Source organism: Rhizobium ruizarguesonis, from assembly GCF_012349115.1.
Classification (GTDB): Bacteria; Pseudomonadota; Alphaproteobacteria; order Rhizobiales; family Rhizobiaceae; genus Rhizobium; species Rhizobium ruizarguesonis.
On record NZ_PQIG01000001.1, the window covers coordinates 1 to 25,623 of the forward strand.

A 25,623-nucleotide genomic window follows, 5' to 3' on the forward strand; every position below is an offset into this window, starting at 1 on the left:
TTGCCGACCGCAGTCATCGTGCAGAACTCACGCAGCAGATGGAGTTGGAGCGCTCGCTTTCGCGCACGAAGAGTTTGGGATTGAGCCTATAGTATGTGTCGATATGCCGAATGCGTTAATCTGTACATCGATTGGCGAAAAGAGCATCCACCTCCATGTTTGGTCGGTTTGCGAGTTCTCAAGCCAAGCTACGGTTTAGATTCCGGAGAACTTGGCCGCCACGCCAAGGCTTAAAGGCTTCGATATAAATCGAAGGCCGTCGAGCGCGTTCCGGCGATGATCGTCGGCGCCTGCCAATGTTCCATCAAGTTGATGGATGGCCGGCAGTGGCGATCTTCGGCGCTTCTTTGACAGCGACATCGAGGCTCAAGATTTTCGATAAAGGTTGGATGAGGATCGATTGTTCAGCGAAACCTCGAGGGAATCGTTCGGCGAAATCCGCAGTTCGAGAACGCTGCGATCATCCCTTTCAGCGGTGGCGGATTGGTCGCCGCCAAGAAACGCGATCTGCTCCGGTTCCGTCAGCTCGGCCCAGAACCCGTCGGTGGCCAGCAGGAAAATGCCTGCGACTTGCTCTTGCGTGAAGATCTCCGGTGACATGTATTCTCTTGCGCGAAAGCTTTGGGTGAGCCGGTGGCGTATTGCGGATTTGGCGATGTCTTTGAGCGGCATCGCAGCTAGGGCGTTGGCCAGAGTATGTGGGCTGGTTTGCCAGACAATATCGGCGTCGATCCATCCGAGGACGCAATCACCGGAATGGATGACCGTAAGGTCAGCCCGCTCGCCGACGTGGAAAAGAAGGATGCTGGCAGAACCGCGTGGGAACGTCTCCCGAAGCGTCTGATGTATCTGCTTGAGTGCCTTCAGGACGTGTTCGTTGCTGAAGGGGTCGGCGGCCCCGACGAACCAATCCACCACCATCTCAACGATTGACTGCGCGTATTCGCCGTTCATCGGGCCGGCTGTGGAACCATCGGCAACGATGGCCAAAAACTCGCCGTCCCGTATGCCGATCCCGGCATGGTCTCGATTGTCAATCGTGCGCGTTCCTTGTTGGCTGAACCATAGAGCTTCAATTTTCATGTGCGACACCGTCCGCACTCTGGCTTATGGCGACGAAGCGGTCCCGTACAATCCCGACACGTCCGGCGGGTCCGCGGATATTACCGGCCAGGAAATCGTCGAAGTCGCCGTTTTTCAGAAGGGCGTGAAACTGCGCGGCGATGAACTGTCGGACGTCTTCCGCTGCCGCCAAGACTTCGTCGAGGAGGGTTTCTCGGCCGTCGACGATGAGCAGGATGTCTTCTGCATCGCGGCTTGTGAGAAGATCATCATGTCCGCGCCCGATAAACGCTTCCAGCTTCGTCGCGAGAAACAGGGGCGGGGTCAGCACCAGAATGGACAGATGGTCTGAAAGTTGGTGTTGCGCTGCGGTTTCTATCCCCTCGGCGTACCAGCGATTGGTGAAGCCGAGGATCGCGGCGTCATCGGGCATGAAATCAACTTTGAGTTTGCCGAGGCGCATCCGGCATATCACCTCCTCGCCGGCGGCTTCCATGAAACCACGCAGTCGAAGCTCCTCCTGGAGATGAGCCCATGCCGGCCATCCCGCCAGGTCAACGATGAGGTCGATGTCGTCGGTGGTGCGTACGTCCTCGAGCGTTATCGGATCGGTAATGAAGAGCGCCGTTGTGCAGCCGCCGACGAAGACCAGGCGCGAACGTAGTTCGTCGCCCAGAGCGGTGGCGACGGCTCTGAGCATTTCCAGCAATTGTTCGCGGACTTCTGTCATCTGCTTACGATCCACGACCTGAGGTGATCTTCGACTTGAGGTGATCGGCGGCGAGACCCGCCTCTCGCTGATTTCCGAGCCTGATCGCATCGACCAGCGCCAAGTATTCGTAGAGCCGCTCGTCTTTCAATGCAGCCTCAGGCACGCTTCTGAAAAGGGGTTCGACCGACTGTCCCATTTGATGTCCGCTAGCGTGGGGCCAGACATAATCGTAGGTTCCGCCGCTGACGAGAAGCCCGTTCAGCATCGGCGCTGCAAACGCAGTGGGCAAGCCCCGTTGCAGCGGTCCCAATTTGGCTGGGAAGACGAATTTCAGTCCTTTTGCAATAAAATCAAACAGATTTCGCCGATGCGGCCGGGGCTCGCTCGGAATGTTATCTTTGCGCGCGATTCCGGAGGCGACGCTTCTCCTGATCGATTGGGCGATTTCAGTCTTGCTGATCCCGAGCAGGGCTTCAAGATTGCGCACGGAATAGGGGTCGCCACCGATGGATTCAGATCTTAGCTGATCCATACCTTTGGCGATTTCCTGATCTTGCAGGCTAATCAGCTTCAACAGGATGACGATATCTTGGCTTTTCATGTTTACTGTCCTCTGTCCTAGGACCGAGGACAGTAAACATGAAAGGGGCGCTTATGTCAAAGCCTGACCGTCATCGCACGGTGATGGGTCGACACCGACGTTCCCATCGCAGATTCGGTTCCGCCGGGAACGTGGCCCGTAACCGTCATGGAAGAACGAAACTCCAAGCCCCACACAGGCGACTCCCAGACCAAGTGCTGTCCTTGGTCCTAGGACAGAGGACAGATCTGAGGCTGGCTCCCGGCTGCATGCCGGTGCGGAAAAATAGCGCAAGATCCTTCACCTTAAAATTGCATCGTCGGTCAACAACGGCTATGCTGCAACGCAGCGTGTCCCTATCAAAATGAGGGTGCCCCATGCGTCCAGTGCCTGTCCTTGCGAATGTGCAGATGGAGCGCACGGCGGCGCTGCCCGAAAAACTCGCCGACAATGCCTTCCGCACGATCACTCTCGACGGCTTGCAGCGACGCAACGCCGTTCTCGACGCCGTTTTCTACGATGTGAACACCATAACCGCGGAGGAGACGCCGAGACTTGCCTTCTGGCTGGCCCGCGAGGGGGCAATCATCCTTGTGCCGCCAACCGGCCGGGGAGCACTCGAGGTCTTCCTGACAGTCAACGACTATCTGGAAAAAGCGGCACCCGTCGGCGCACTCGCCATTGCAGGTGTCGGCAGTTCTGCGCTCGGAGCCGCAGCCTTCGCGCGCAATGTCGCCGATGCGCTCGGCGAGTCGGTCACCGCCGTCGTTTCGGGATATGGGCTCGCCGACATCCTGACCGAGGCGCTCGGCGGGTTTTTCTTCTTCGGCGCCTTGAACAGCATCCGTCACGCCTTCGAGCCACTCGACAGTTTCACCAAGCTGTTTTCGAAAAGCGAAGAGCTTGAGAGCGGCTATCTCTGGACGCGCACAAGCAAGGACACCGAGACAGTCATCGCCCTCCTCGAGGATCAGCGGTTCGCGCCACGTCTCCTCGTCGGTCATTCCAAGGGCAATCTTGTCCTGTCGGAAGCGCTCTATGCAATCGAAAGCGAGCATCCGCATCTGGCAGAGGCGATCGCCACCCGCACGCGCATCGTCACGATCAGCGCCAAGGTCGGTATGCCGATGCTATTTAAGGACGTCATCGACGTCATGGGCGCCTGGGACTGGTTCGGGGCCTTGAATTCACGCCCCGATATCAGAACCGACATTGTGGTGCCGCATGCATGGCATAGCACCAATCCCGATTTTCCACTGGGGATGGGCATTTCGGTTCCGCAGACCATCGCACAGGCGATTGCCATGGAAGGACGCATGCCGGCTGGGCGTGCCACCCATCTTTCCGCAATCCTTGACGCGCCGCAGCGCACGATCGCTGCGCTACGAAACGTCGCAAAAGCGCAGCGACCCCTTTCAACAGCCCCCAGTTTGCCAAAGACGCCCCCTGTCCGCACGACAGAAAAACATTGATGTTTCAATGTGCTTGAGCGTGATCCGTCGTGATCGACGCAGGTAAGTGGGATGGTTTTGGACAAGCCCTATATCCGAAGCGGTGAAGTACGATATGCCGGACGTCAGCGGATGAGCCTTCGCTCGAGAACGCTCTGCATGTCGCGCCGTCCGCCTAAGGCGCAATAGACGACGACATCGGTGCCCATAATGCGATAGATCAGGCACCATGGCTTATGGGGCAGTTCCCGATATTCGGAAATTCCAATACCCGCCAATTCCTTCGGAATATTTCCGCCGGCGGGGAATTCTTCAAGCTCGGCGCATGCGCTCTTGATTTCCGTCAGCATGCGCTCTGCCGTCGCGGCTAGCGATGAAGCGATAGAGATCCTCGATGTCGCGTTCCTCTTCCTCGGCGAAAAGAATACGAGATGGCATCAGGGTTGGCTGTCAGCCAGACGTTTGCGGATGCGCGCGAAGGATTCCGCAGCGGGACGCAGTTTGCCCTCCTCGACCTGCCGGTTGGTGAGCGCCAACACCTTCAGGAGCGCCAGCGTCTCCTGTGTTTCTTCGTATTGGCCGATGTCCTGAAGGATGGCTTTCGCTTCTCCGTGAAGCGTAATGACGACCGGCTGCGGATTGTCCTTCAGCTGCCGAACGATCTTGGGCGCATGCGCCTTGAGGTAGCTGATCGGCTTGACCTGTTCTGACAGCTTCATGCGGTTACTCCTTTTCGACCAAGATATAGACCATCAAGTGGCGATTGAAGGAAGCCTTGCGCTGCCGGTGGGACACAGTCCCGGCAGGCGATTTTCCATCTTAGGTGCGGCCGCTTTTTTTCACTCATCGCGTTCGAAAGAGAATGCCATTTCTTATAATGAAGTTTGTCTACTGATTTTATAGACTAAACTTTGCAACCAAGGATCGGATCGTGGTGCCATGACCTACCTCCTCAGTCTTCTCGACAAAAGCCCGATCGAACAGGGTCTGACGGCCGCGGATGCGCTGCGGGCGACGGTCAAGATTGCCGCCCGGGCCGAGGAACTCGGTTATCACCGTTTCTGGGTCGCCGAGCATCATAACATGTCCAATCTGGCGAGCTCGGCGCCGGAGGCGCTGATAGCCTATCTCCTTGCCAGGACCTCGAGGATCCGCATCGGCTCCGGCGGCGTCATGCTGCAGCACTACAGCGCGTATAAGGTTGCCGAGACCTTCAATCTTCTGGCATCGCTTGCACCTGGCCGCGTCGATCTCGGTGTCGGCAAGGCGCCGGGCGGATTTCCGCTCTCGACGCGTGCCCTGCAGCTTGCCGTCGATCCGGCCAGGAAGCCAGATTTTGCGAGCCAGCTTTCCGATCTCAACACATATCTCGCTGCCGACCCGAATTACGAGGGGGCGCAGGCAACGCCTTTCCCGCCGACTGCTCCCGAACGTTTCCTCCTCGGCGCCAGCGTCGAAAGCGCCGAGCTCGCTGCCGAGAAGGGCTGGGAGCTTGTTTTCGCCGGTCACCTGAACGGCGATCCCGCCAATCTGCGCAGGACCTTCGAGGCTTATGAGCGGGCATCCGGCGGCAAGCGCGCGATCCTGGCGCTCGCCGCCTTCGCCGCCGAAAGCGAGGACTATGCCCGCGAGCGCGTCGGCAAGCTGCGCATCGTCAAGGTGTTCCTGCCGAACGGCCAGACCGTCAATGTCGGCAGCGAGGAGCAGGCGGCCGAATTTGCCCGCCAGGCCGGGGTCACCGATTACCGCATCGAGGAAAAAGTGCCGAGCGTGCTGCATGGCACGGCGGAGCAGATCCGCAAGGAGCTGGACGAATTTCACCGCCGCTACGGGGTCAAGGAGTTCGTGCTCGACACGCCGGCGCTTTCCGTCGCCGAGCGCCTGGCTTCCATCGAACTGCTCGCCAAGGAGCGGCTTTCCCTCGTCGCCTGACCGTTTCCAAAAAGGATTGATCCCATGGCTCAAAAACACGTCACGTTCGGCATCATGCTGCAAGGTCCCGGCGGCCACATGAATGCCTGGAAGCATCCAAGCGGACCGGCCGATGCCAGCGTCAATTTCGAGTTCTTCGTCAAGACAGCACGTAAGGCGGAGGCGGCGGGTATTGCTTTTGCCTTCGTCGCCGACGGGCTCTACATCAACGAGCAGTCCATTCCGCATTTCCTCAATCGGTTCGAGCCGATCGCCATTCTCTCGGCGCTCGCCGCCTCGACCTCGAAAATCGGCCTCGTCGGCACGGTGTCGACCTCCTACAGCGATCCCTTCACCATCGCCCGCCAGTTCGCCTCGATCGATCTCATCAGTGGCGGCCGGGCAGGGTGGAATGCGGTGACCTCGCCGCTCGAAGGCTCGGGGCGCAATTACAGCCGCGAACATCCCGAGCACGAACTGCGCTACGAGATCGCCGAGGACTATATCGATGCGATCAAGGGCCTGTGGGATTCCTGGGACGACGACGCCTTCGTCCGCGACCGCGAGACCGGCGTCTTTGTCGACAAGACGAAGATGCATCGCCTCAACCACAAGGGCCGCTTCTTCCGCGTCGAGGGGCCGCTCAATATCGGCCGCTCCAAGCAGGGCCAGCCGGTCGTTTTCCAGGCAGGCGCCTCGGATTCCGGCATCAGGCTCGCTGGCAAACATGCCGACGCGGTCTTCACCAATGGCGGACCGTTCGAGGAGGCGAAGGTCTTCTACCGGCAGCTCAAGGACAGCGTGATTGCCCATGGCCGCAGTGCCGCGGAAGTCGGTATTTACCCTGGTATCGGACCGATCGTCGGTGCGACGCAGGAAGAGGCTGACGCCAAGTATCAGGCGATCCGCAACCTCGTCACGACAGAGGAGGCGCTGCTCTATCTCGGCCGTTTCTTCGATCATCATGATTTCAGCATCTATCCGCTCGACGCGCCGTTCCCCGATCTCGGCGATATCGGCAGGAACAATTTCCGCGCCACCACCGACCGCATCAAGAAGACGGCGCGGGAGGAGGGCCTGACGCTCCGCCAGGTCGCGCTTGATTCCGCAACGCCGCGCACCGCCTTCATCGGCACGGCGGAACACATCGCCAACGAGATCATCCGCTGGGTGGACCATGGTGCTGCCGACGGCTTCATCCTCGGTTTCCCTGTCATCGCCGAGGGCTTCGATGATTTCTCGAGATATGTTCTGCCGATCCTCACGGAGCGCGGTTATTTCGACCCGGTCCTGAAGGGCGAGACGCTGCGCGATCATCTGGGCCTTCCCTTCCGCGAAAGCCGGTATGCGGCAGGCGCCGATCAGGTCGAACGCGGAAAGGCTGTCGGCGCCTGAGGCGCCGACGAACCGCCATGAACATCATCGCTCAGAACCCGCGCAGCAACGATCCGGTCGAGAAGGGCATCGCCGCCTATCTCGACGAGATCATCGCGCTTCGCCACGACCTGCACCAATATCCGGAGCTTGCGTTCCAGGAGCTCAGGACCAGCAAGCTCGTAGCATCCCGCCTTTCCTCCTGGGGCTATGAGGTGGCAACGGGCATTGCCGGGACCGGCATCGTCGCCACCCTCAGGCGCGGCGAGGGCCAAAGGCGGATTGGTATTCGCGCCGACATGGATGCCCTGCCGATCGAGGAGGCGACCGGCCTGGCCTATGCCAGCAGCAATCCCGGCGTCATGCATGCCTGCGGCCATGATGGGCATACGTCGATCCTGCTCGCCGCCGCGCGTTATCTCGCCGAAAGCGGCAATTTCAGCGGCACGCTGCGGCTGATCTTCCAGCCCGCCGAGGAAATCGGCGCCGGCGCCCGCAAGATGATCTCGGAAGGCCTGTTCGAACGTTTTCCTGTCGACGCGGTCTTCGGGCTGCACAATTGGCCGGGTGTGCCAGCAGGCCAATTCGGCTTCGTCGCTGGCCCCGCCATGGCTTCGGTCGATCAGGCAGTGATCAAGATCATCGGCAAGGGCGGCCATGGCGCCGAGCCGCATCGGGCCGTCGATCCGGTGCTGGCCTCGGCCTCCTTCATCACTGCTCTGCAGAGCGTCGTTTCCCGCAATGTCGATCCGCAGGACATGGCGGTCGCGACCGTCGGCTCCATCCATGCCGGCTCCGCCTCGAACGTCATCCCGGAAAGCGTCGAGATGAAGCTCACCATGCGGGCTTTCAGCGAGACGGTCCGCCAGTTGTTGCGGGAGCGCATTCCCGCACTTGCCCGCGCCCAGGCGGAAAGCTTCGGCGCCGAGGCGGATGTGAATTACCGCCTCGGCTTTCCGGCGCTGGTCAATCACGCTGGGGAAACGGAGTTTGCCAGGCGCGTCGCCTATGACGCACTCGGCCCCGAGGCGATCGAGAAGGATTTCCGGCCGAGAACCGCGAGCGAGGATTTTGCCTTCATGCTGCAGGCAAATCCCGGCAGCTATCTCTTCGTCGGGAATGGTGACAGCGCTTCTCTCCACAGCGCCCAATACAATTTCAACGACGCGATCATCGCGCCGGCCGCCCGCTACTGGGTCCGGCTCGCCGAAACCTTCCTCACTGATGACAACGGGTGATGAACGATATGAGCGATACGTTTCTCTATACCAGCCCTCTCGACCCGCGCGCCAAGCCGCTGATCGACGAATTGATCCACGAATATGACAGCCGCTACGGCAACTATTTCAATGCCGAAGGGGCCGCAGTCGAGCTGAACCGTTATCCTCCAGAAGCTTTTGCGCCGCCCGACGGCAATTTTCTCCTGTTGATTCGTGATGGCGAAACCATCGGCGGCGGCGCCTTCAAGAACTATGACGACCGCACGGCCGAGTTCAAACGCATCTGGACGCGCTCCGATCTGCGCCGCCAGGGCCTTGCCCGCAAGGTGCTGGTGGAACTGGAGGCCCAGGCTGCCCGCCAAGGCTATTCCCGCATCTACCTGACGACCGGCTTTCGCCAGCCCGAAGCGGTCGGCCTCTATCTGAACTACGGCTACACCGCTCTCTTCGACACCTCCGTTGATCCCGAGATCTACAAGAGCCTGCCCTTCGAGAAGGATATCACCCATCTCGCTCAGCCTGCTCACGAAGATGCCGAACCGCGCCTGCGGGCGGCCGGCGCAAATTTCTGAAAACGGCAAAGACCGACAATCATAAAAGGGAAGCACAATGGCACTGACGACGGATTTCGCCGGCATCGATCCCGGCAGCAGGACGGCAGGATCGAAGGATTATTCCCGTTACCGCATCGTGCCGGCGCGCCATCCGGGCCGCCTGGCAGGCACGATCTTTGCCGCCGTCGTCATCATTGCCGTGCTCTATTCCATCTTCACCAATCCGCGCTGGGGCTGGGGCGTCTTTGCTGAATGGTTCTTTGCCGAACCGGTGCTCGTCGGTCTCGGCAGGACGCTGCTTTTGACCGTGCTTGCCGCCATATCCGGCTCCATCCTCGGAACCGCTCTGGCGCTCGCCCGCGTTTCCAAGTCGCCGCTGCTCTCCGGTCTTTCCTGGGGCTATATCTGGCTGCTGCGCTCGATCCCGGTCATCGTGCTGCTGCTGATCCTGAACAATCTCGGCTACCTCTACGAGACGATCAAGATCGGCATTCCCTTCACCGATACCGTCTTCCTCGACTATCCCACAGTGCAATTGCTGACACCCTTTGCCGCCGCCTTCCTCGGCCTGACGCTCAACCAGTCGGCCTTCTTCGCCGAGATCGTGCGCGGCGGTATTCTCTCGGTGGATCACGGTCAGCTGGAGGCCGCCGCCGCACTCGGTCTGCCGCGCCGCCGCCAGGCCTTCCGCATCGTGTTGCCGCAGGCCATGCGCTCGATCCTGCCTACCGGCTTCAACGAACTCATCGGACTGGCGAAGAGCACCTCCATGGTCTACGTGCTGGCGCTGCCGGAGCTCTTCTATACGGTTCAGGTGATCTACCGCCGCAATCTGGAAGTCATTCCGCTGCTGATGGTCGCGACCGCCTGGTATCTGATCATCATGACGGTGCTGTCGATCGCTCAGCGCTATATCGAACGCTACTTCTCCAAAGGCGCCGTGCGCAATCCGACGCCGTTGCCCTTCCAGTCATTTTTCGAGCGTTTCCGCCATCCGCTGCCTGTCCTCGAGACGGCAACCGACACCGTGCGCAAGATCGGTTTCCGGGATGCTGCGACGCTGCGGGCCGCAGGCGGCGCGGTGCGCATCCACGGTATCTCCAAAAGCTTCGGCTCGCTGAAAGTGCTCGATGATGTCGAGCTCAGCCTTCCCGCCGGCAGCGTGACCGCCATTCTCGGTCCGTCCGGCTCGGGCAAGTCGACGCTTCTGCGCGCCATCAACCATCTGGAGCGTGTCGATGAGGGTTTCATCTCGGTCGACGGCAATTTCGTCGGCTACAGCAGGAAGGGCGATACGCTCTACGAGCTCAAGGAGAAGGATATCCTCAAACGCCGCGCCGATATTGGCATGGTCTTCCAGAGCTTCAATCTCTTCCCGCATCTGACCGTGCTCGAAAACCTCATCGAGGCACCGATCCAGGTTCGCGGCGTCGGCCGTGAGGACGCCGTACAGCTGGCGCAGGAGCTGCTGGCACGCATCGGCCTCAGCGACAAGATCAACGCCTATCCGCGCCAGCTCTCCGGCGGCCAGCAGCAGCGTGTGGCGATCGCCCGCGCACTGGCACTGCGCCCGAAGGTGCTGCTCTTCGACGAGCCGACATCGGCGCTCGATCCGGAGCTCGTCGGCGAAGTGCTCGACGTCATCAAGGAGCTTGCCCGCACCGGCACGACGCTCGTCATCGTCACCCATGAGGTCGGCTTTGCCCGCGAAGTCGCCGACACGGTCGTCTTCATGGACGGCGGCCGCATCCTGGAGGCTGGGCCGCCGGCCCGCATCTTCGCACAAGCGGAACATCCCCGTACGCGGGAATTCCTCGCCAAGGTTCTCTAGCGCGAAACAGCGCTGGTGAAATGCCGGGCCGCGACGGGCTGCTCCGGCCGAATAACAACAACCACAATCTAAAGATGAAATGGAGAAGGGGCATGACATTTACAGATAGGGCAAGGCTTCTGATAGCGGGAGCCGTCACCATTGCCGCGATCGGTTTCGGTTCCGCTCAGGCGCAGCAGAAGTTCGATCTCAGCCCCGAGCAGCCGAACCGGCTGCGGGTGGAAAAGAACGAGAAGCGCATTGCCGAAGTCAAGGACTTCAAGTTCGTCGACAACGGTGTCTTCACCGTCGGCATCAGCTCGAGCGGCAATCTGCCGCTGCATGATTATGCCTCCGATTCCAAGACGGTCATCGGCTATGACGTCGATCTGGCGCAGGCCATTGCCGACAGCCTGGGCCTGAGGCTCGAATTGGTTTCCGTTGCCTGGGCCGATTGGCCTCTGGGGCTGACCTCCGGAAAATTCGACGCAGTGATCTCCAACGTGACGGTCACGGAAGAACGCAAGGAGAAATTCGACTTTTCGACCTACCGCAAGGACGAGCTGGGCTTCTACGTCAAGGCCGACAGCCCGATCACGGCGATCAAGCAGCCGAAGGATATTGCCGGCCTGAAGGTCATCACCGATGCCGGCACCAACCAGGAGAAAATCCTGCTGGAATGGGATCGTGAGAACGTCGCCGCCGGCCTGAGGCCGATCGAGGTGCAATATTATGACGACGACGCGGTCAAGGATCTCGCCGTCCAGTCCGGCAGAGCCGACACCGTCTTCAGCGTGAACGCGACGCAGGCTTATTCGGCAGGGATAAACGGCAAGACCAAGCTCGTCGGCACCGTCAGCGGCGGTTGGCCGATCACGGCCGAAATTGCCGTCACCACACGCAAGGGCAGCGGCCTGGCGGCGCCCTTGACCGATGTCGTCAACGATCTGATCGCCAGCGGCGCTTATCGGAAGATCCTCGATACATGGAACCTCGGTCCGGAGGCGATCGACAAGGCCCAGACAAACCCGCCCGGGCTGCCGAAGAGCGGCTCCTGATCAGTTCCTTATAGGGCCGGCGGCAATGCTGCCGGCCACCCTGCCTGACAATTTGGAGATTGAAGACGATGATTGCCTTTCCGGCATTCCGGACCCTGCTGATCGCCGCCATGGCGTCGGCCCTTTCCTTCGGCGCTACCCATGCAGCCGAGGATTTCGACCTCAGCCCAGAGCAGCCGGGCCGGCTTCATGCCGCCAAGAACGATGCGGCGATTGCCGCGATCCCCAAGGATTTCAAGTTCGTCACACCAGGCAAGTTCACCATCGCCGTCAGCCCGGGCGGCCCGCCGCTTGCCACCTATGCCACCGACGCCAAGACCGTGGTCGGGGCAGATCCCGATTATGCCTATGCCATCGCCGACAGCCTCGGGCTGACGCTGGAGATCGTGCCGGTCGCCTGGATCGACTGGCCGCTCGGCCTCGCCTCGGGCAAGTATGATGCCGTCATCTCCAATGTCGGGGTCACCGAGCAGCGCAAGGAGAAGTTCGATTTCTCCACTTACCGCCAGGGTCTGCACGGTTTCTTCGTCAAATCCGACAGTCCTGTCACCTCGATCAAGGAACCCAAGGATGCGGCGGGCCTAAGGATCATTGTCGGGGCCGGCACCAACCAGGAGCGCATCCTGGTGAAGTGGAGCGAGAAAGATGTTGCCGCGGGCCTGAAACCGATCGAGCTGCAATATTATGACGACGAAGCGGCAAGCCTCCTCGCGCTGCGTTCCGGCCGGGCCGATGTCATCGTCCAGCCGCATGCACAGCTCGTCTTCATCGCCGCGCGCGACAAGAACATCAAGCGCGTCGGCACGCTGAGCGCCGGCTGGCCGGATCGCTCGGATGTGGCGATCACCACCCGCAAGGGAAGCGGCCTGGCCGATGCGCTGACTGTCGCCACAAACGGCCTGATCACGGATGGCACATACGCAAAAATCCTCGACCACTGGCATCTTTCCAAGGAAGCCTTGCCGGCATCCGAGACCAACCCGCCCGGCCTGCCGAAATACTGATCATCGGATGGCACGAGTGGGCAACATATCCATCAGCCATATCGGCTTTCTCACCCCCGGCAATTATCCCGACGAAGATCCGTTGTCGGGATTGGAGCAGACGCTTGAGCAACTGCAATATGGCGAAGATCTGGGCTTCGACAGTGCCTGGGTCCGCCAGCGGCACCTGGAGCCTGGAATCTCTTCGGCCAGCGCCTTCCTGGCGGCGGCGACACAGCGAACCAGCCGGATCGAGCTTGGAACCGCGGTCATCCCGATCGGTTACGAGAGCCCTTACCGGCTGGCCGAAGATCTCGCCACCGTCGATGTCCTGTCGCGCGGACGGCTGAACATCGGCGTCAGCGCCGGCCGGCCGCTGCACGCCGAGCTGATCGCTCCGCTTGTCTTCGACGGCGACTGGACGGGTTACGATTTCTCGCATGATCGCGTGCTGCGCTTTGCCGACAATCTGCGTGGCACTTATCTCGGCGACGAGCAGACCTTGATCAAGACGCCCTTCGGCCCGCAGCGGCCGCGGCTGCAGCCTTATGCCAGGGGCCTGATCGACCGGATCTGGTATGGCGGCGGGTCGCAGCGCTCGGCCGAATGGGCCGGTCGCAATGGCTTCAACCTGTTGACCGGCAATGTGATAACGGGTGAGGGGACGGATGATTTCTTCATCGCGCAATCGCGATTGATCGAAACCTATCGCGACGCCGACACGCAGCGCCGGATCGCGCTGGGGCGCGTCATCGTGCCTTTCGACAGCGCCGATGCCGCAACACGCCGCCGATATCGAGACTATGCCGCTGGCCGTCATCAGCGAACCCTTTCACCGCAGGGCGAGCGGCGCACGCTGTTCGCCCGTGATATCGTCGGCACATCGGACGAGATATTGGCACAGCTTTTTGCCGATCCGATCCTGCCCGAGGTCAGCGAGTTGAGGCTGGAGCTCCCTTACGAGTTCGAGCACGAGGAATATCGCCAGATTCTCCACGACTTCGTGATGCTGATCGCACCGGAGCTCGGATGGAAAGCGCAATCCGAAGTTAGATCCGCTTCCTGAAATGCCGTCGACCATTCGACGCCAGAACCATCACCTCGCGGGGAACATGCATCAGTGACCAAATCAGTAGAGTACTTCTTCTCGATCGGCTCGCCCTGGTCCTACATCGGCTTCGACGCCTTCGCCGAACTTGCGGCGAAGAACGACGTCGTCGTCACGCCCTATCTGACGACGGTGGTCGAGGAAAATGGCGGTATCTTTTCGCGCAACCGCCCGGAGATCAGGCGCGCCTACTGGACGCGGGATCTCAAACGCTGGGCGCGCGTGCGCGGCAAGGAACTGCAGCTCGAACATCGCCCGGATTTGAGCGATCCGACGCCGGCGTCCCTCTTCGTGATTGCCGCCTACCTCGACGGACAGGATTGGATCGGCGTTGCCCGCGCCCTGCAGCATGCTTTCTGGAGCGAGGCGAAGGATATCGGCAAGCCCGACGTGCGCGAAGTGATCGTGACATCAGCAGGTTTCGATGGCGCAGCACTCCTCAGGCGACAAGCCGACGACGATGTCCAGAACAAATGGTCGGCGGACCGCGTGCATGCCCGCGACAGCGGCGTCTTCGGCTTTCCCACCTATGTCTATGATGGCGAGATCTATTGGGGACAGGACAATTTACCCTTCCTCGAACGTCATCTTCACGGCGACAAGCCTTAGGCTTGGATTAAGCAATCCAGCCCCCGTGGACGGATTTTTTCCGATAAGCCTATAAAATAGATAGGCTTTATTCTCTACTCCTGATGCCCTGCGATAGATTGGTGTGGTTGATGGGGAAATCACGCGCATGCTCGACAGGACTTCGCAAGCCGCCGGAAAAATTGCTTCCAGGCGCACGACAGAATGGCCGACCGTCATTCTCGCATTCGTCATCCACGGCGGATTTCTCGCGCTGACATGGTGGTGGCAATCATTGCCGCTGATCGTGGCCGTGATCGCCGGAGGCTGGTTGATTGCCTGGCACGGATCCCTTCAGCACGAAGTCATTCACGGCCATCCGACGGGAAACCAAAGGATAAACGACGCGATCGGGTCGTTACCGCTGTCACTGTGGCTGCCTTATCCGATCTATAAGGAAAGCCATCTGGAGCATCATCGCGACGAATATCTGACCGATCCGATCGAAGATCCGGAATCTTCCTATTTTACCAAGGCTACCTGGGAGCAGCTTGGCGCCACTGGCAGGTTTCTGGCGCGGTGGAACACTACCCTGTTCGGCCGTTTGACTATCGGTCCTGCGGTGATGCTGTTGAGTTTCCTTGGACAGGAATGGCAGCAGATACGGGCGAACGAACCGGGACGACGTCGGATTTGGGCAATGCACGGCATCGCCGTTGCCGCCGTCCTTTTCTGGGCGATGGTCGTCTGCGGCGTGCCGCTGTGGCTTTATCTCGGTTTCGTCTATACGGGCGCTGCGATGACGCGGCTCAGATCCTATGCCGAGCACAGATATGCCGAAAGGCATGAGGAACGCACCGCCATCGTCGAAAACAGCCGTCTCTTCGGCTTGCTGTTTCTCTACAACAATCTGCACGTTCTCCATCACCGCCGGCCGGGCATCTCCTGGTATCGCCTCCCGGCGGTCTATCGCAAAAACCGCGAAACGCTGGTCCGCTCGAATGGCGGGCTTGTCTATGATGGCTATTGGGACATCGTGTACCGGTTTTTTCTGAAGCCGCACGACGATCCGACGCATCCTCATCATTCATAACAGGTACGGCGCATCGTATCCGGGGTCACCGGCTGAGCCGCCAATGCCATCGCCACGTCAGCTTTGCTGGGCGTGAGTCCAATCGCCTTTGCTGAGGTGCGTCGCGCGAAGCAGCAGGCGCTGGCCGGCGAAGCGCGCGTCGTTCCGCTCGAGCGATGATAGCGGACGGAATTCTGTTATCTTGGCAAGATTGCGCAATCCCATCGAAACCGTTCCATTCTATTGGAGGAAAAGATATGGGAAGATTTTTTTACATTGTTTGCTGCAATTAGTTCTTTTATCTCCCGGTTCATTGAAACGCGAAACGCCGCTGTATTGATCGGAGAGAGACAATGAACCCCGCCATGAACATGATGCCGATGATGAACAACATGATGCCTGCCATGATGAACCCGATGATGGGTGGAATGATGCCGATGGGCGGCATGCCCATGATGAACGGCGCGATGATGCCGATGATGGCCTCCATGCCGATGATGATGATGATGGGCTCCATGAAGTGCAGCATGACTGCCGAGGGCATGGTCTGCGAAATGAAGCCGATGGAAGGCATGGACAAGGACATGTTCATGGAATGCTGCAAGCGCATGATGTCGATGATGTCCGGCGGCATGCCCGTGATGATGAACTGCGGCGGCATGATGATGTGCTGCATGATGGCTGCCTGAGTCATCCGCCTCTCAAGGAAACGACCAGGAGCCTCCGGAGACGGGGGCTCTTTTTTGCGTCAGACGCGAACGTCTTCGAGATAGGTCGTTACCAGGTAGAGGATTGCTTCCGTTCCCGTCATGTTTCGGTAGATATGGGGCACGTCTGCATCGAAGATGATGGCGTCGCCTTCACCCAGAATATGGGGTGCCTGCTTGCCGGCAATGATTTCGACGGTTCCTTGGGCAACGACCAGATTTTCGACTGTTCCATGCTGATGGGGATCGGCACTTTCGGTATGGTGCGGAGCGATCCTGAGCTCGTAGAATTCCACCTTCCGCTCGCCTTCGAAGGGGAAAAGAGCCCGTGTCCGGAAGCGCCCTTCGGAAGAGGCGAGGATCTTCGATCTTGCCCGTGGTACCGCAATGATCGAGGTTTCGCCGCGTTCGGCGATCAGAGCGGCGCAGGGAATACCGAGAGCAAGTGCGATCTTCGAGAGAATGCTTAACGTCGGGCTGCTTTTGCCCGTCTCGATTTGCCCGAGCATGGCACGGCTGACACCGGCGATCTTTGCCAGCCGGTCCAGGGAGTAGCCGCGGCGGGTGCGAATGCGCCGCAAATTCTGTCCTGTCTGAACCGTGATCTCCTCGGCGGTGTCTCTCGCTTCGCCGTCGGGAACAAGCGCTTGATCAGACGCCATATCCGGCAATGCCCATTGCCATGACCGGGACGAAACCCCAATAGGGCACCCACATCAGAACGGGCTGCATCGCAAAGGATACGGGCGCAGTCGCCTTGAACGCATCGGGCGAATCTTTGCTGCGCGATTGCCGGTAGGCCTGCAAATCGATGACATCAGCCGTCTGCACTGGCATGAAAAGCTCCCGCTAAAATCTATAAGGAGTGTATATTTCCCGCAGAGGAAAAGGCAGGGCCGGTCATCCAATCGTTCCGCTGAACCGGAAATCTTATACCAATTATATTCGACCTTGCGGCAAAGCCATTTATGGCTTGCAGTTTGCAAGAGCTCTCGCCGGGCTCGCGACATCATCATGGCACCCGCATCAGCGTCTCCAAAAGAAGCCGAACAAGTTCCCCTTCCTGCCGTCTTCCCGCACGCTAGGTCGAAGCGGTCGCTGGACCGGCGATCCCTTTGACGATCGCCATGCAGCCTATGCGTGCTGGTGTGGCGGTGAACGTTTTTTTCAACCAGGCGAAGAAGGAGAGATGCACGTTCCTTTAATCTATCAATTTTGTAGACAATAGTTGGAGCAACGCAAAGAGAGGAAAAACCATGTCAGGTTTCAAACTCGTCGGCATCGCTGGCAGCTTCAACCGTCCATCGAAGACTTTGGCACTCGTGCGGCATGTCTCCGAACGTGCGAGCATTCGCTACGGATTTACCAGCAAGAGCTATGATCTCAATGATGTCGGTCCGTCGCTGGGCAGCGCCTTGTGGCGCAAGGATCTCGACGCGCAGGCCAGGCACGTCGTCGACGAGATCGTGCAGGCCGATGCCCTGATCATCGGCTCGCCGACCTATAAGGGCTCTTATCCCGGCCATTTCAAGCATCTCATCGACCTGATCGACCCCCACGAACTTCGGGGCAAGCCGATCATCATCACGGCCACCGGCGGCGGTGATCGGCATGCGTTGATGGTCGAGCATCAGCTGCGGCCGCTGTTCGGGTTTTTCATGGCCCATACTTTGCCGACCGCCGTCTATGCGTCCGACCGCGATTTCACAGACTATGCGGTTTCATCCGACGCGCTATTGGGCCGCATCAACGAAGTGATCGGCGAATTGGCGGCCTTCTTTCCGGGCGCAAATCCGGCCCTGGCGGCGGCCGAGTAAGGATCGTCACCATGGCTCGATCTCAGGAAGCAACGATCACAGATGCGGAAAGGCCGGGGGCAAGCGAGCAATTGTGGAGCGTCTTCGAATTCGCCCGACGCTATCGTCTCGCCAAACGCGAGGAAAACCGCCTGCTGATGCTCTACGGACCGACGGCATCGCTTCACGTTCTTCTCGCCAATGCACAACGTCATTCGCTGATTTCCTAGCCGAAGAATAACGGTTCCTGACAGGAGGTTCGCATGAAGCTTGATTTTCAGTTCTGGCTGAAGCTTTCGATCGGCCGGTTCCTCGGCCTGAAGCCGCCCGCTTCACGGGAGCCTGTGAATGGATCGTTGGCGCGGGACGACGAGCGTGAGCGGTCCGCCCGCGAATACGAACTCCATTATTGGGGCACCATGCCCGGCCTTTGGTATTGAGGAGAACGGCGTGATGGCGATTGTCGTTGAGACCGACCTGCGTCGGGGCGGTGCGAGAAGAGCGGAAGGCAGCGTCATGTCGCATTTCAGGCATGCGGCTGGAATCTGCACGATCGTTAGCTCCTTCACATTCCTGTTCGCCCTGGTGATCGGGTGGATCTGATGAGTGATGTCCGATGTTTGCCCCGATCGGGAAAAAGACCGACGCGCAGCTTCAGAGAGGATGTCGTCAGATGATCGACGTACTTATTCTTCCCGGGCTTTTCGGCTCGGGAGACGGGCATTGGCAACAGCACTGGCTGCAGGATCAGCCGGGCAGTCGTTGCGTCGCCCAGGACGACTGGGATCATCCGAACCTTGACAACTGGCTGCTGCGATTGGAAGGCGCGCTTGAAGAGGCCGGCGAGGCCTATCTGGTTGCCCATAGTCTCGGATGCCTGCTTGCCGCCCGCTTGGCCGGGCGAAGTGCAGCGCGGCGCGTCAAGGGAGCATTGCTCGTTGCCCCATGCGATCTGCCGGTCACGGAAAACCTGCATCCCGGGCATATCTCGTTTGGCGCCATGCCGACGGCGCCTTTGCCTTTTCCAAGCATCGTCGTCGGCAGCATGAACGATGCCTACATGACGGTCGATCGCTTGACCCTGTTCGGCCGCCTCTGGAATGCCGAGACCCGGAATATCGGCCTTGCCGGGCACATCAATATCGCCAGCGGCTTTGGCCGCTGGCGCAACGGCTACCGGATGCTGGACGCCTTGAAGACGCAGGCACGCGGTCGAAGGCAAAGCTTTTCGATGCCGCCGGCTTTTGCAATGTGAGACAGAGTGGAATGTCCGATATTGTCTCCGACCTGCTGCGCCTTAGCGAGGATCCGAATGCCGATCCGAGGACCCGGCGCCGCCAAACCATGGAGCGGCTGGTGCAGACGCTGCTCGCCATGGCCGACGCCGAAATGGGATCGGAAGATGCGCAGCATCGCCATTCCATCATTCATTTGACGACGATCATCCGCGAGATGACGGGAAGGATCGCAGAGGCCGATGATGCGACGTTTTCGGCAATCGTCAGGGAGGCCGCGATGCTGATACGCAGCCTGCAGCGGCGCCAGGCCGATGCGGCCAGATTTACGGTGCACTGACGCATGACGGATATTCGCGAGCGTAAACAGTCTGCGGTCCGGGGAAGCAGACTTTTGCTGACCGGATCAACAATGGCTCTAACGGACGAGCTCGTATCGCTGAGCCTTCGCCCCGCGATCGATGTCGGCCCGGAGCCACACCGAAAACCGCTGAGCGAAGCGGAGGTGGAGATGCTCGCCAACCGGCTTCTCGATGAGTCTACCGGCGCGCCGCTTTGGATCTTCGCCTATGGATCATTGATATGGAAGCCGGACTTCGACGCCGTCGAATCGCAACATGGCGCAGCAAGAGGGTGGCATCGCTCCTTCTGCCTGCAGATGACCCGCTGGCGGGGAACGCGGTCCCAGCCGGGCCTGATGATGGCACTTGACCGCGGTGGACGTTGCAACGGCGTCGTCTTCAGGCTTGCCGATGATGATCGCCTTGGCCAGATACGGCGGTTGATCCGCCGTGAAGTCGGCACGATCGAAGACGCGGCGACGGTTCGCTGGATCCCGGTCGCGACCCCGCATGGGCTGGTGCGCGCGTTGGTCTTTTGGGCTGGTCCGAAAGGCGAGCGCGTTTCCCGCAAATTGCCGCTGGAGACGGTAGCGCAGGTGCTTGCGAGAGCCTGCGGACACATGGGCTCCTGCGCCGAATATCTGTATCTGACGGTGAAGCATCTGGAGGAACGCGGCATCCGGGACCGCAATTTGTGGCGGCTTCAGAAGCTCGTTGCAGCCGAGCTGGTCGCCATACACGGGCTGAACGCGGCGGCAGGAAGCCATTGAATAGGGCTCCCTGCCGCCCTCTGGTCAGAGCTTGCCCTTCCAGGGCACGAGGAACGCCTCCAGAAAACGAATGGCGGCCGAGAAGGTGAATGCGCAGATCGCGATAATGCCGATGCCGACGAAGACGACGTCGGTCGCCAGGAACTGTGAAGCCGACATGATCATGAAACCGATCCCGCGCGTGGACGCGATCAATTCAGCCGCAACCAGCGTGCCCCAGCCGACACCGAGCGCAATTCGAATGCCGGTGAGGATCTCGGGCAGGGCGGACGGCAGGACGATGTCCAGGAAGAGCTGCAGCCGGCTCGCGCCCAGCGAACGCGCCGCATTGACCCGCTCGATCGGCAGCGAACGAACGCCGGCCTGGGCCGAAAGGCAGATCGGTGCGAACATCGCAAGCACCAGCAGCGTGATCTTCGACGTCTCGCCAATGCCGAGCCAGATGATCATCAGCGGCAGATAAGAGAGCGGCGGAAGCGGCCAGTAAAACTCGATCGGCGCGTCGAGCACGCCTTTTGCCCAGCGGTTCAGGCCCATCAGCAATCCGAGCGGAATGCCGGCCGAGACGGCAATGAAGGCTGCGACCACGATGCGGAACAGGCTTGCAAAAACATGCTCGGACAGCGACGCTCCGGCGTAACCGTCGCGATAGATGGCGCCGATCTGTGTCAGCACCTCGTCCGGACGCGGCAGAAACAAGTGGGGGACGACACCGAGCACCGATACCAGCCACCACAACAGCACTATGGCCAGCGCTGTCGCAACGCTGATGGCCACCGTCGATTTCTCGCCGGCGCCGAAGCCCGCCATTTTCACCAGCTTGACCTGATGGTCCTCTCTACCCGCCGCAATCGGCGGGGCCTGCACTATGTCGCTCATGCGGCGCTCCTCAGGTCTTCGGTGCTGTGGAGAATGGCGCGGATTTCCTCGCGCAACTCGGCAAATTGCGGCGACGCCTTGATCGATCGGGCGTCGCCGGTCTCTGCGAAGCGGCGAACGAAATTCAGATCGAAGCGTGCCACGACGCGCCCCGGTCGAGGTGACATGACCAGCACCTGCGTGCCCAGGAACAGGGCCTCTTCGATCGAGTGCGTGATGAAGAAGACCTTCTTTGCCGTTTTATCCCAGATGGAAACCAGCAGTTCCTGCATCTGCTCGCGGGTCAGGCTGTCGAGTGCGCCGAACGGCTCGTCCATCAGCAGGATGTCGGGATTTGTCGCCAGAGCCCGCGCGATGCCGACACGCTGGCGCATGCCGCCCGACAGCTCGTAGGGAAAAGCGCCGGCGAATTCGTCGAGGCCGACGAGCCGGAGAAGCTCCAGGGCGCGCGCTTGGCGCTCCTTGCGCTTGACCCCGGCGAATTTCAAACCGAGCGCGACATTGTCGACAACCGATTTCCAGGGCAGCAGCGAGTCTTTCTGAAAAACGACGCCACGATCCGCGCCGGGTTGTTCGACCGCGCGGCCATCGAGCGTGATCCGGCCGTCCGACAGCGGAAGGAAACCGGCAATCGCGTTGAGAAGGGTTGATTTGCCGCATCCTGACGCTCCGAGCGCGACGACGAAGCCCCGTTCGGGAATATCGAAGGAAACGCGATCGAGCGCGTGAACGGTCCGCCCGTCGCGGGCTGCGAAGAAAACGCTGGCGTGATCGACTTTAAGCATGTTGCCGCTCGCAGGTTCGACGCCGGCGCAACGACTGCGCCGGCGCCAGGGAGGATCAGTTGCTGACGCCGGTGAGGGCATCTGCGGTGACGAAGGCGCCGTAATTCGCCAGCACGTCGGAAACCTTGCCCTGTTCCTTCAGGAACGATGCCGTGTCCTTGAGGATCTTGCCGGCACCCGCCTTTTCGCCACCGCCAAGCCAGGCATCCGATGCCTGAACCTCAGGCGTCAGCAAGGTCAGGTTCTTCAGGGCCGAGGCCTGCTGATCGGCCGTTCCGCCGAGAAGCTTGGCAAGCGACTTGGCGTTGTCGCTGTCGGGACCCCAGGCGGATTTGTCCGATGCGAAGGACGCGTAGTATTTGTTGATGACCGAAGCGAAACCCTTCAGAAAGTCCGGATTGTCGGTGGCAAACGTCGATGTCGCGACCCAGGCCGAGAATGTTGGCGCACCCTTGTCTGCCACCTCCTTGGAGGTCACCAGAACCTTCCCGTTCTTCTTCAGTTCGGTCAGCGCCGGATCCCAGACGAAGCCGCCGTCGATGTCGCCGCGATTATAGCTGGCGACGATCTCGGGCTGAGGGATTGCAAAGACCTGAACGTCCTTTTCGGTCAGGCCCAGCGATTTGATCAGCGCCAGGAGCTGATAGTGGTCCGTGGATACCGGCGCGGCCGCAAGCTTCTTGCCCTTCAGATCATTCAGGCTTTCGATGCCGGAACCGTTGCGGACGACGAGAGCCTCGTCGATGCCGGAGATGGAGGCGAGGTAAAAGGCCTTGACCTCGAGCCCGCGTGATACTGCAGCCGCAAACGGGCTGGAGCCGACATAGCCGACCTGGACGTCACCGGAGGCAATCGCCGCAAAGATTTCGGCGCCCGAATTGAACCTGCGGAAGTCGATCTCGTATCCCGTTTCCTTGGCGAATTCGCCATTGGCGATCGCCACGGAAGACGGCAAGGCGTCGGTTTGATAGGCGACGACGACCTTTTTGTCCGCCGCTTCAGCGACAACAGCCGTTGTAAGAGTGCCGACGCCGACGGCGATTGCGGCAACCAAATTCCTGAAATTCATCTTGAGCCCCTTTGTTCAGGGCCGCATGGCCCTTGATCTCACCCTCAAAAGCGTAATGGTTGGGGAGGGGCTAGCGGGAGAAATAACAAACTATATTTATAGACTATAGAGATAATTGTTTTCGTGATTCTGCCACTCGTGCGATCAGCAGGGACCGGCGAGCGACACGGGGCTTGAATGACGAAATGTCTCGATGACGTTCCGAGCTTCAGGGAGAATGCATTTGACATATGATGTTATCGTGGTCGGTTCCGGTTTTTCAGCGATCGCGGTTACCTGCAATCTCATCGAACAGCTTCCCGCTTCGGCGAAGGTCGCCGTCGTCGGCGACGATCCTGGCTTCGGCCGCGGGACGGCCTACCGGACGGAGCTCTATCTCCATCGCCTCAATGTTCCCGCCGGCCGCATGAGCCTCTTGCCGCATCAACCCGACGACTTTGTCGACTGGCTGAAAAGCCATGGACGCCCGTTGCAGGCCGGCGATTTCGCCTCGCGCAGCGATTACGGTCTTTATGTCCGCGATACGCTTGCGCGGCTGCTTCGAAAGCGGGACGGCCGTTGCCGGGTCGATTTCATCAAGGCCAAGGCGGCGGGATGCGTGGAACGTTACAGCAGCACGCTGGCCTTCCATCTCGGCAATGGTGACGAGATTGCCGGCAAAAACGTGGTGCTATGCCTCGGTGTCGGGAACGCAACCCTGCCGGTCGCTCCGGATGGCGTCCCGTCATCACTGCGATCGCGGATCATCGAGAACCCCTGGCGGCTTTCGTGGCTGAGGCGCGTCGCACCATCCGATGCGGTGTGTATCCTCGGATCCGGCCTGACGATGATTGATCAGGTGCTGGCGCTTCGCGCCCATGGCCACGTCGGCAAGATCGATGTGCTTTCGCGGCGGGGGCTCGCACCGCTCGGACACGCGTGGACGCCGCCGGCGCCTCTGCCGATCGACGTTCACACGCTTCCGGATACGATCAGCGGCATATTGAAGACCCTGCGGGGAAAGAGCAGGACGGTTGCCGACTGGCGAGCCGTGATGGACGGACTGAGGCCTGCAACGCAGGCTCTCTGGCAACGGCTCTCGAGCGAGGAACGCGCACGCTTCCTCAGGCATGCGCTTCCCTGGTGGAACATCCACCGTCACCGGGTCGCGCCCGACGTGTTCGACAGGTTTGAGAAGCTGGTCTTAGACGGAACCGTTCGTTTCCACGCGGGCTTCCTGAAATCGCTCGGGGCAGAGGAGGGCCGGCTCGTTGCCAGCTACAGGGTCAGAGCGACGCGCGACATCGCCGAGATCAGGGCGGACTGGCTCGTCAACTGCACGGGAATGGAGCGGGCCGGGATCAGTCATTCACCGCTTTTGAAGGAAATGAGCCGCTTTGAGTTGATCGTCCCCGATCCTCTTGGCCTCGGGATCCAGGTGGATGCGGCGTCCGAGGTGATAGCCCCGTCCCGAATCTCGCCGGCCCGACTATTTGCGGTCGGCGCCCTGACGGCAGGACAATTCTGGGAGATCACGGCCGTTCCGGATATCCGGGTTCAGGCCAAAGTCGTGGTCGAGGAGATTGTTTCGAGAGGCTAGCTCCCGACGTTTAGGCAGCAGATCAAAGCTACAGCGTCCTTTGCGCGTCTGACAAGACGGGCGGCACCATAGGTCGGCACGGCGCTTGTTGAATTGCCGGCCGCTGCCAGCTACAGTATCTGGTACGCCATAATACGATTCTTGCATTCGGCCGCGGCGGCGGAAGTTGAGCGTGCAAAGTCCAACACTGAGGTAGACAATGAGCGGTGCTCTGAAGGACGCAATTCGAGTCGAGCGTCCTGCAAAGACCTTGCGGGAATTGGCACTCGACAAGGTCCGCGAAGCCATCGTCAACGGATATTTTCGTCCCGGAGATCGCCTTGTCGAGCGTGACCTCTGCTCCCAGCTCGGCGTCAGCCGAACAGTCGTGCGCGAGGTTCTGAGGCATCTGGAATCCGAAGGGCTTGTCGCCATTCTGCCGAACAAGGGGCCGATCGTCGCGCAGCTCGACATCGACCAAGCCAAACAGATCTATGAGATCCGCGGCGCGCTGGAAGGCATGGCGGCGCGGCTGTGCGCGGAGCGCCGCAGCCCGGAGATCGTCGCTGCGCTGGAGGAATCTCTGGCCGGGATCCGCAACAGCTACCGTGACAACGACATGGCGGCTGTGCTGACGAACACCTCTTCCTTCTATCACACCCTGTTCACCATGGTTGACAGGAACGTTGCCTGGGATGTCGTCAATCTCCTCACCGTGCGCATAAACCACCTGCGCTCGATGACGATCAAGACGGAGAGGCGCGGCATTGAAGGACCGCTGCAGATGTCGAAGATCGTCGACGCCATCCGCCGCGGCGACGGCGAGGGGGCTTACCGGGCCGCGATGGATCACGTCGCCGCCGCGAGCGCGATCGCCGAAGCGGTGCTGTCCGCCAAGAAGCCTGCCGAATAGGCACGAGCGAAGCCCTGACGCTTCCCCGCGGGCCTGGCAAAGAGCTCATCTCAGCTGTCGATATCACTCCATGCGCGATGATGTTCCGCGCAATTTAGCGGAACCCAT

At 60.3% G+C, this 25,623-nt stretch carries 30 protein-coding genes and 1 pseudogene; 21 read left to right on the plus strand and 10 right to left on the minus strand.

Going from position 1 to position 25,623, the window contains the following annotated elements:
* Window positions 1-366: 366 nt before the first annotated feature.
* Genes C3Y91_RS00005 through C3Y91_RS00015 form a run of 3 tightly spaced genes read right to left on the minus strand, consistent with a single transcriptional unit; the run spans window position 367 to window position 2,375 of the window.
* Window positions 367-1,083 carry a PP2C family protein-serine/threonine phosphatase gene (locus tag C3Y91_RS00005; RefSeq protein ID WP_168574860.1) on the minus strand — a complete coding sequence of 239 codons (717 nt, stop codon included), beginning with the start codon at window positions 1,081-1,083 and terminating at the stop codon, window positions 367-369.
* Window positions 1,073-1,792: a hypothetical protein gene (locus tag C3Y91_RS00010; protein WP_130657531.1), complete on the minus strand. Its 720-nt coding sequence runs from the start codon at window positions 1,790-1,792 to the stop codon at window positions 1,073-1,075. Before C3Y91_RS00010 ends, C3Y91_RS00005 begins: the two co-directional genes overlap by 11 nt.
* 4 nt (window positions 1,793-1,796) lie before the next feature.
* The gene (locus C3Y91_RS00015) at window positions 1,797-2,375 is read right to left on the minus strand and encodes a hypothetical protein (RefSeq protein WP_130657532.1); all 579 of its coding nucleotides are present in this window, start codon (window positions 2,373-2,375) and stop codon (window positions 1,797-1,799) included.
* Window positions 2,376-2,731: 356 nt separating this feature from the next.
* Here C3Y91_RS00015 and C3Y91_RS00020 point away from each other — a divergent pair, with 356 nt between their 5' ends.
* Complete coding sequence (locus C3Y91_RS00020; protein ID WP_027688940.1) at window positions 2,732-3,826, plus strand: hypothetical protein; 1,095 nt, start codon at window positions 2,732-2,734, stop codon at window positions 3,824-3,826.
* A 104-nt stretch (window positions 3,827-3,930) separates the two neighbouring features.
* Here the strand turns inward: C3Y91_RS00020 and C3Y91_RS00025 are convergent.
* Window positions 3,931-4,243 (minus strand): annotated as a pseudogene (locus tag C3Y91_RS00025) (type II toxin-antitoxin system RelE/ParE family toxin).
* Window positions 4,243-4,524, minus strand: a complete 282-nt coding sequence (locus tag C3Y91_RS00030; RefSeq protein WP_130676661.1) for a type II toxin-antitoxin system Phd/YefM family antitoxin — start codon at window positions 4,522-4,524, stop codon at window positions 4,243-4,245. The pseudogene C3Y91_RS00025 and the gene C3Y91_RS00030 overlap by 1 nt, the downstream one beginning before the upstream one ends.
* 220 nt (window positions 4,525-4,744) lie before the next feature.
* Here C3Y91_RS00030 and C3Y91_RS00035 point away from each other — a divergent pair, with 220 nt between their 5' ends.
* The 11 genes from C3Y91_RS00035 to C3Y91_RS00085 all read left to right on the plus strand — a co-directional run bounded on the left by C3Y91_RS00035 (window position 4,745) and on the right by C3Y91_RS00085 (window position 16,151).
* The gene (locus tag C3Y91_RS00035) at window positions 4,745-5,737 is read left to right on the plus strand and encodes an MsnO8 family LLM class oxidoreductase (protein ID WP_168574861.1); all 993 of its coding nucleotides are present in this window, start codon (window positions 4,745-4,747) and stop codon (window positions 5,735-5,737) included.
* 24 nt (window positions 5,738-5,761) lie between these two features.
* The gene (locus tag C3Y91_RS00040) at window positions 5,762-7,111 is read left to right on the plus strand and encodes an LLM class flavin-dependent oxidoreductase (protein ID WP_130688994.1); all 1,350 of its coding nucleotides are present in this window, start codon (window positions 5,762-5,764) and stop codon (window positions 7,109-7,111) included.
* Window positions 7,112-7,128: 17 nt separating this feature from the next.
* Window positions 7,129-8,328 carry a M20 aminoacylase family protein gene (locus tag C3Y91_RS00045; RefSeq protein WP_018071738.1) on the plus strand — a complete coding sequence of 400 codons (1,200 nt, stop codon included), beginning with the start codon at window positions 7,129-7,131 and terminating at the stop codon, window positions 8,326-8,328.
* Window positions 8,325-8,882: a GNAT family N-acetyltransferase gene (locus C3Y91_RS00050; RefSeq protein ID WP_130828052.1), complete on the plus strand. Its 558-nt coding sequence runs from the start codon at window positions 8,325-8,327 to the stop codon at window positions 8,880-8,882. The genes C3Y91_RS00045 and C3Y91_RS00050 overlap by 4 nt, the downstream gene beginning before the upstream one ends.
* Before the next feature lie 37 nt (window positions 8,883-8,919).
* Window positions 8,920-10,695 (plus strand): amino acid ABC transporter permease/ATP-binding protein, encoded by a 1,776-nt coding sequence (locus tag C3Y91_RS38335; RefSeq protein WP_130828053.1) that lies wholly within the window; start codon window positions 8,920-8,922, stop codon window positions 10,693-10,695.
* A gap of 92 nt (window positions 10,696-10,787) precedes the next feature.
* Window positions 10,788-11,732 (plus strand): ABC transporter substrate-binding protein, encoded by a 945-nt coding sequence (locus C3Y91_RS00060; protein ID WP_130680758.1) that lies wholly within the window; start codon window positions 10,788-10,790, stop codon window positions 11,730-11,732.
* 68 nt (window positions 11,733-11,800) lie between these two features.
* Window positions 11,801-12,736, plus strand: a complete 936-nt coding sequence (locus tag C3Y91_RS00065) for an ABC transporter substrate-binding protein (RefSeq protein WP_130683482.1) — start codon at window positions 11,801-11,803, stop codon at window positions 12,734-12,736.
* A gap of 7 nt (window positions 12,737-12,743) precedes the next feature.
* Window positions 12,744-13,781, plus strand: coding sequence for an LLM class flavin-dependent oxidoreductase (locus tag C3Y91_RS00070; protein ID WP_130828054.1), 1,038 nt, complete (start codon window positions 12,744-12,746; stop codon window positions 13,779-13,781).
* Window positions 13,782-13,835: 54 nt separating this feature from the next.
* Window positions 13,836-14,432 carry a 2-hydroxychromene-2-carboxylate isomerase gene (locus tag C3Y91_RS00075; protein WP_130666132.1) on the plus strand — a complete coding sequence of 199 codons (597 nt, stop codon included), beginning with the start codon at window positions 13,836-13,838 and terminating at the stop codon, window positions 14,430-14,432.
* Between the two features lie 127 nt (window positions 14,433-14,559).
* Complete coding sequence (locus tag C3Y91_RS00080) at window positions 14,560-15,483, plus strand: fatty acid desaturase (protein ID WP_130666131.1); 924 nt, start codon at window positions 14,560-14,562, stop codon at window positions 15,481-15,483.
* A gap of 332 nt (window positions 15,484-15,815) precedes the next feature.
* Window positions 15,816-16,151, plus strand: a complete 336-nt coding sequence (locus tag C3Y91_RS00085) for a hypothetical protein (RefSeq protein ID WP_164579850.1) — start codon at window positions 15,816-15,818, stop codon at window positions 16,149-16,151.
* 59 nt (window positions 16,152-16,210) lie between these two features.
* Here C3Y91_RS00085 and C3Y91_RS00090 read toward each other — a convergent pair whose 3' ends face one another.
* Window positions 16,211-16,831, minus strand: a complete 621-nt coding sequence (locus C3Y91_RS00090) for a helix-turn-helix domain-containing protein (RefSeq protein ID WP_130666129.1) — start codon at window positions 16,829-16,831, stop codon at window positions 16,211-16,213.
* Window positions 16,821-17,006 (minus strand): hypothetical protein, encoded by a 186-nt coding sequence (locus C3Y91_RS00095; RefSeq protein WP_130690388.1) that lies wholly within the window; start codon window positions 17,004-17,006, stop codon window positions 16,821-16,823. The genes C3Y91_RS00090 and C3Y91_RS00095 overlap by 11 nt, the downstream gene beginning before the upstream one ends.
* Window positions 17,007-17,425: 419 nt before the next feature.
* Between C3Y91_RS00095 and msuE the strand changes: the two genes are divergently transcribed.
* From msuE to C3Y91_RS00130, 7 genes are all read left to right on the plus strand, one after another.
* On the plus strand, window positions 17,426-17,986 hold the full coding sequence (gene msuE / locus C3Y91_RS00100; RefSeq protein WP_130657543.1) for an FMN reductase: 561 nt from the start codon (window positions 17,426-17,428) through the stop codon (window positions 17,984-17,986).
* A gap of 11 nt (window positions 17,987-17,997) precedes the next feature.
* A complete protein-coding gene (locus C3Y91_RS00105; protein ID WP_018494050.1) occupies window positions 17,998-18,195 on the plus strand; it encodes a hypothetical protein in 198 nt (65 codons plus the stop codon).
* Between the two features lie 33 nt (window positions 18,196-18,228).
* Window positions 18,229-18,405 (plus strand): hypothetical protein, encoded by a 177-nt coding sequence (locus C3Y91_RS00110; protein ID WP_165420840.1) that lies wholly within the window; start codon window positions 18,229-18,231, stop codon window positions 18,403-18,405.
* A gap of 13 nt (window positions 18,406-18,418) precedes the next feature.
* A complete protein-coding gene (locus C3Y91_RS00115) occupies window positions 18,419-18,568 on the plus strand; it encodes a hypothetical protein (RefSeq protein ID WP_017997703.1) in 150 nt (49 codons plus the stop codon).
* Window positions 18,569-18,638: 70 nt separating this feature from the next.
* A complete protein-coding gene (locus tag C3Y91_RS00120) occupies window positions 18,639-19,220 on the plus strand; it encodes an RBBP9/YdeN family alpha/beta hydrolase (protein ID WP_130828056.1) in 582 nt (193 codons plus the stop codon).
* A gap of 11 nt (window positions 19,221-19,231) precedes the next feature.
* A complete protein-coding gene (locus C3Y91_RS00125) occupies window positions 19,232-19,540 on the plus strand; it encodes a hypothetical protein (protein ID WP_113542937.1) in 309 nt (102 codons plus the stop codon).
* A gap of 3 nt (window positions 19,541-19,543) precedes the next feature.
* The gene (locus C3Y91_RS00130; protein WP_130828057.1) at window positions 19,544-20,311 is read left to right on the plus strand and encodes a gamma-glutamylcyclotransferase; all 768 of its coding nucleotides are present in this window, start codon (window positions 19,544-19,546) and stop codon (window positions 20,309-20,311) included.
* A 24-nt stretch (window positions 20,312-20,335) separates the two neighbouring features.
* On the opposite strand, the gene C3Y91_RS00135 is transcribed toward C3Y91_RS00130, so the two are convergent.
* Genes C3Y91_RS00135 through tauA form a run of 3 tightly spaced genes read right to left on the minus strand, consistent with a single transcriptional unit; the run spans window position 20,336 to window position 23,044 of the window.
* A complete protein-coding gene (locus C3Y91_RS00135) occupies window positions 20,336-21,190 on the minus strand; it encodes an ABC transporter permease subunit (RefSeq protein ID WP_024323773.1) in 855 nt (284 codons plus the stop codon).
* Entirely contained in the window at window positions 21,187-21,975 is a 789-nt protein-coding gene (locus tag C3Y91_RS00140; protein ID WP_130828058.1) for a taurine ABC transporter ATP-binding protein, read from the minus strand. The genes C3Y91_RS00135 and C3Y91_RS00140 overlap by 4 nt, the downstream gene beginning before the upstream one ends.
* A gap of 55 nt (window positions 21,976-22,030) precedes the next feature.
* A complete protein-coding gene (gene tauA / locus C3Y91_RS00145; protein WP_130828059.1) occupies window positions 22,031-23,044 on the minus strand; it encodes a taurine ABC transporter substrate-binding protein in 1,014 nt (337 codons plus the stop codon).
* 217 nt (window positions 23,045-23,261) lie between these two features.
* Here tauA and C3Y91_RS00150 point away from each other — a divergent pair, with 217 nt between their 5' ends.
* Window positions 23,262-24,623, plus strand: a complete 1,362-nt coding sequence (locus C3Y91_RS00150) for an FAD/NAD(P)-binding protein (protein WP_130828060.1) — start codon at window positions 23,262-23,264, stop codon at window positions 24,621-24,623.
* Window positions 24,624-24,822: 199 nt separating this feature from the next.
* The gene (locus C3Y91_RS00155) at window positions 24,823-25,515 is read left to right on the plus strand and encodes a GntR family transcriptional regulator (protein WP_168574862.1); all 693 of its coding nucleotides are present in this window, start codon (window positions 24,823-24,825) and stop codon (window positions 25,513-25,515) included.
* The last annotated feature ends 108 nt before the right edge of the window (window positions 25,516-25,623 follow it).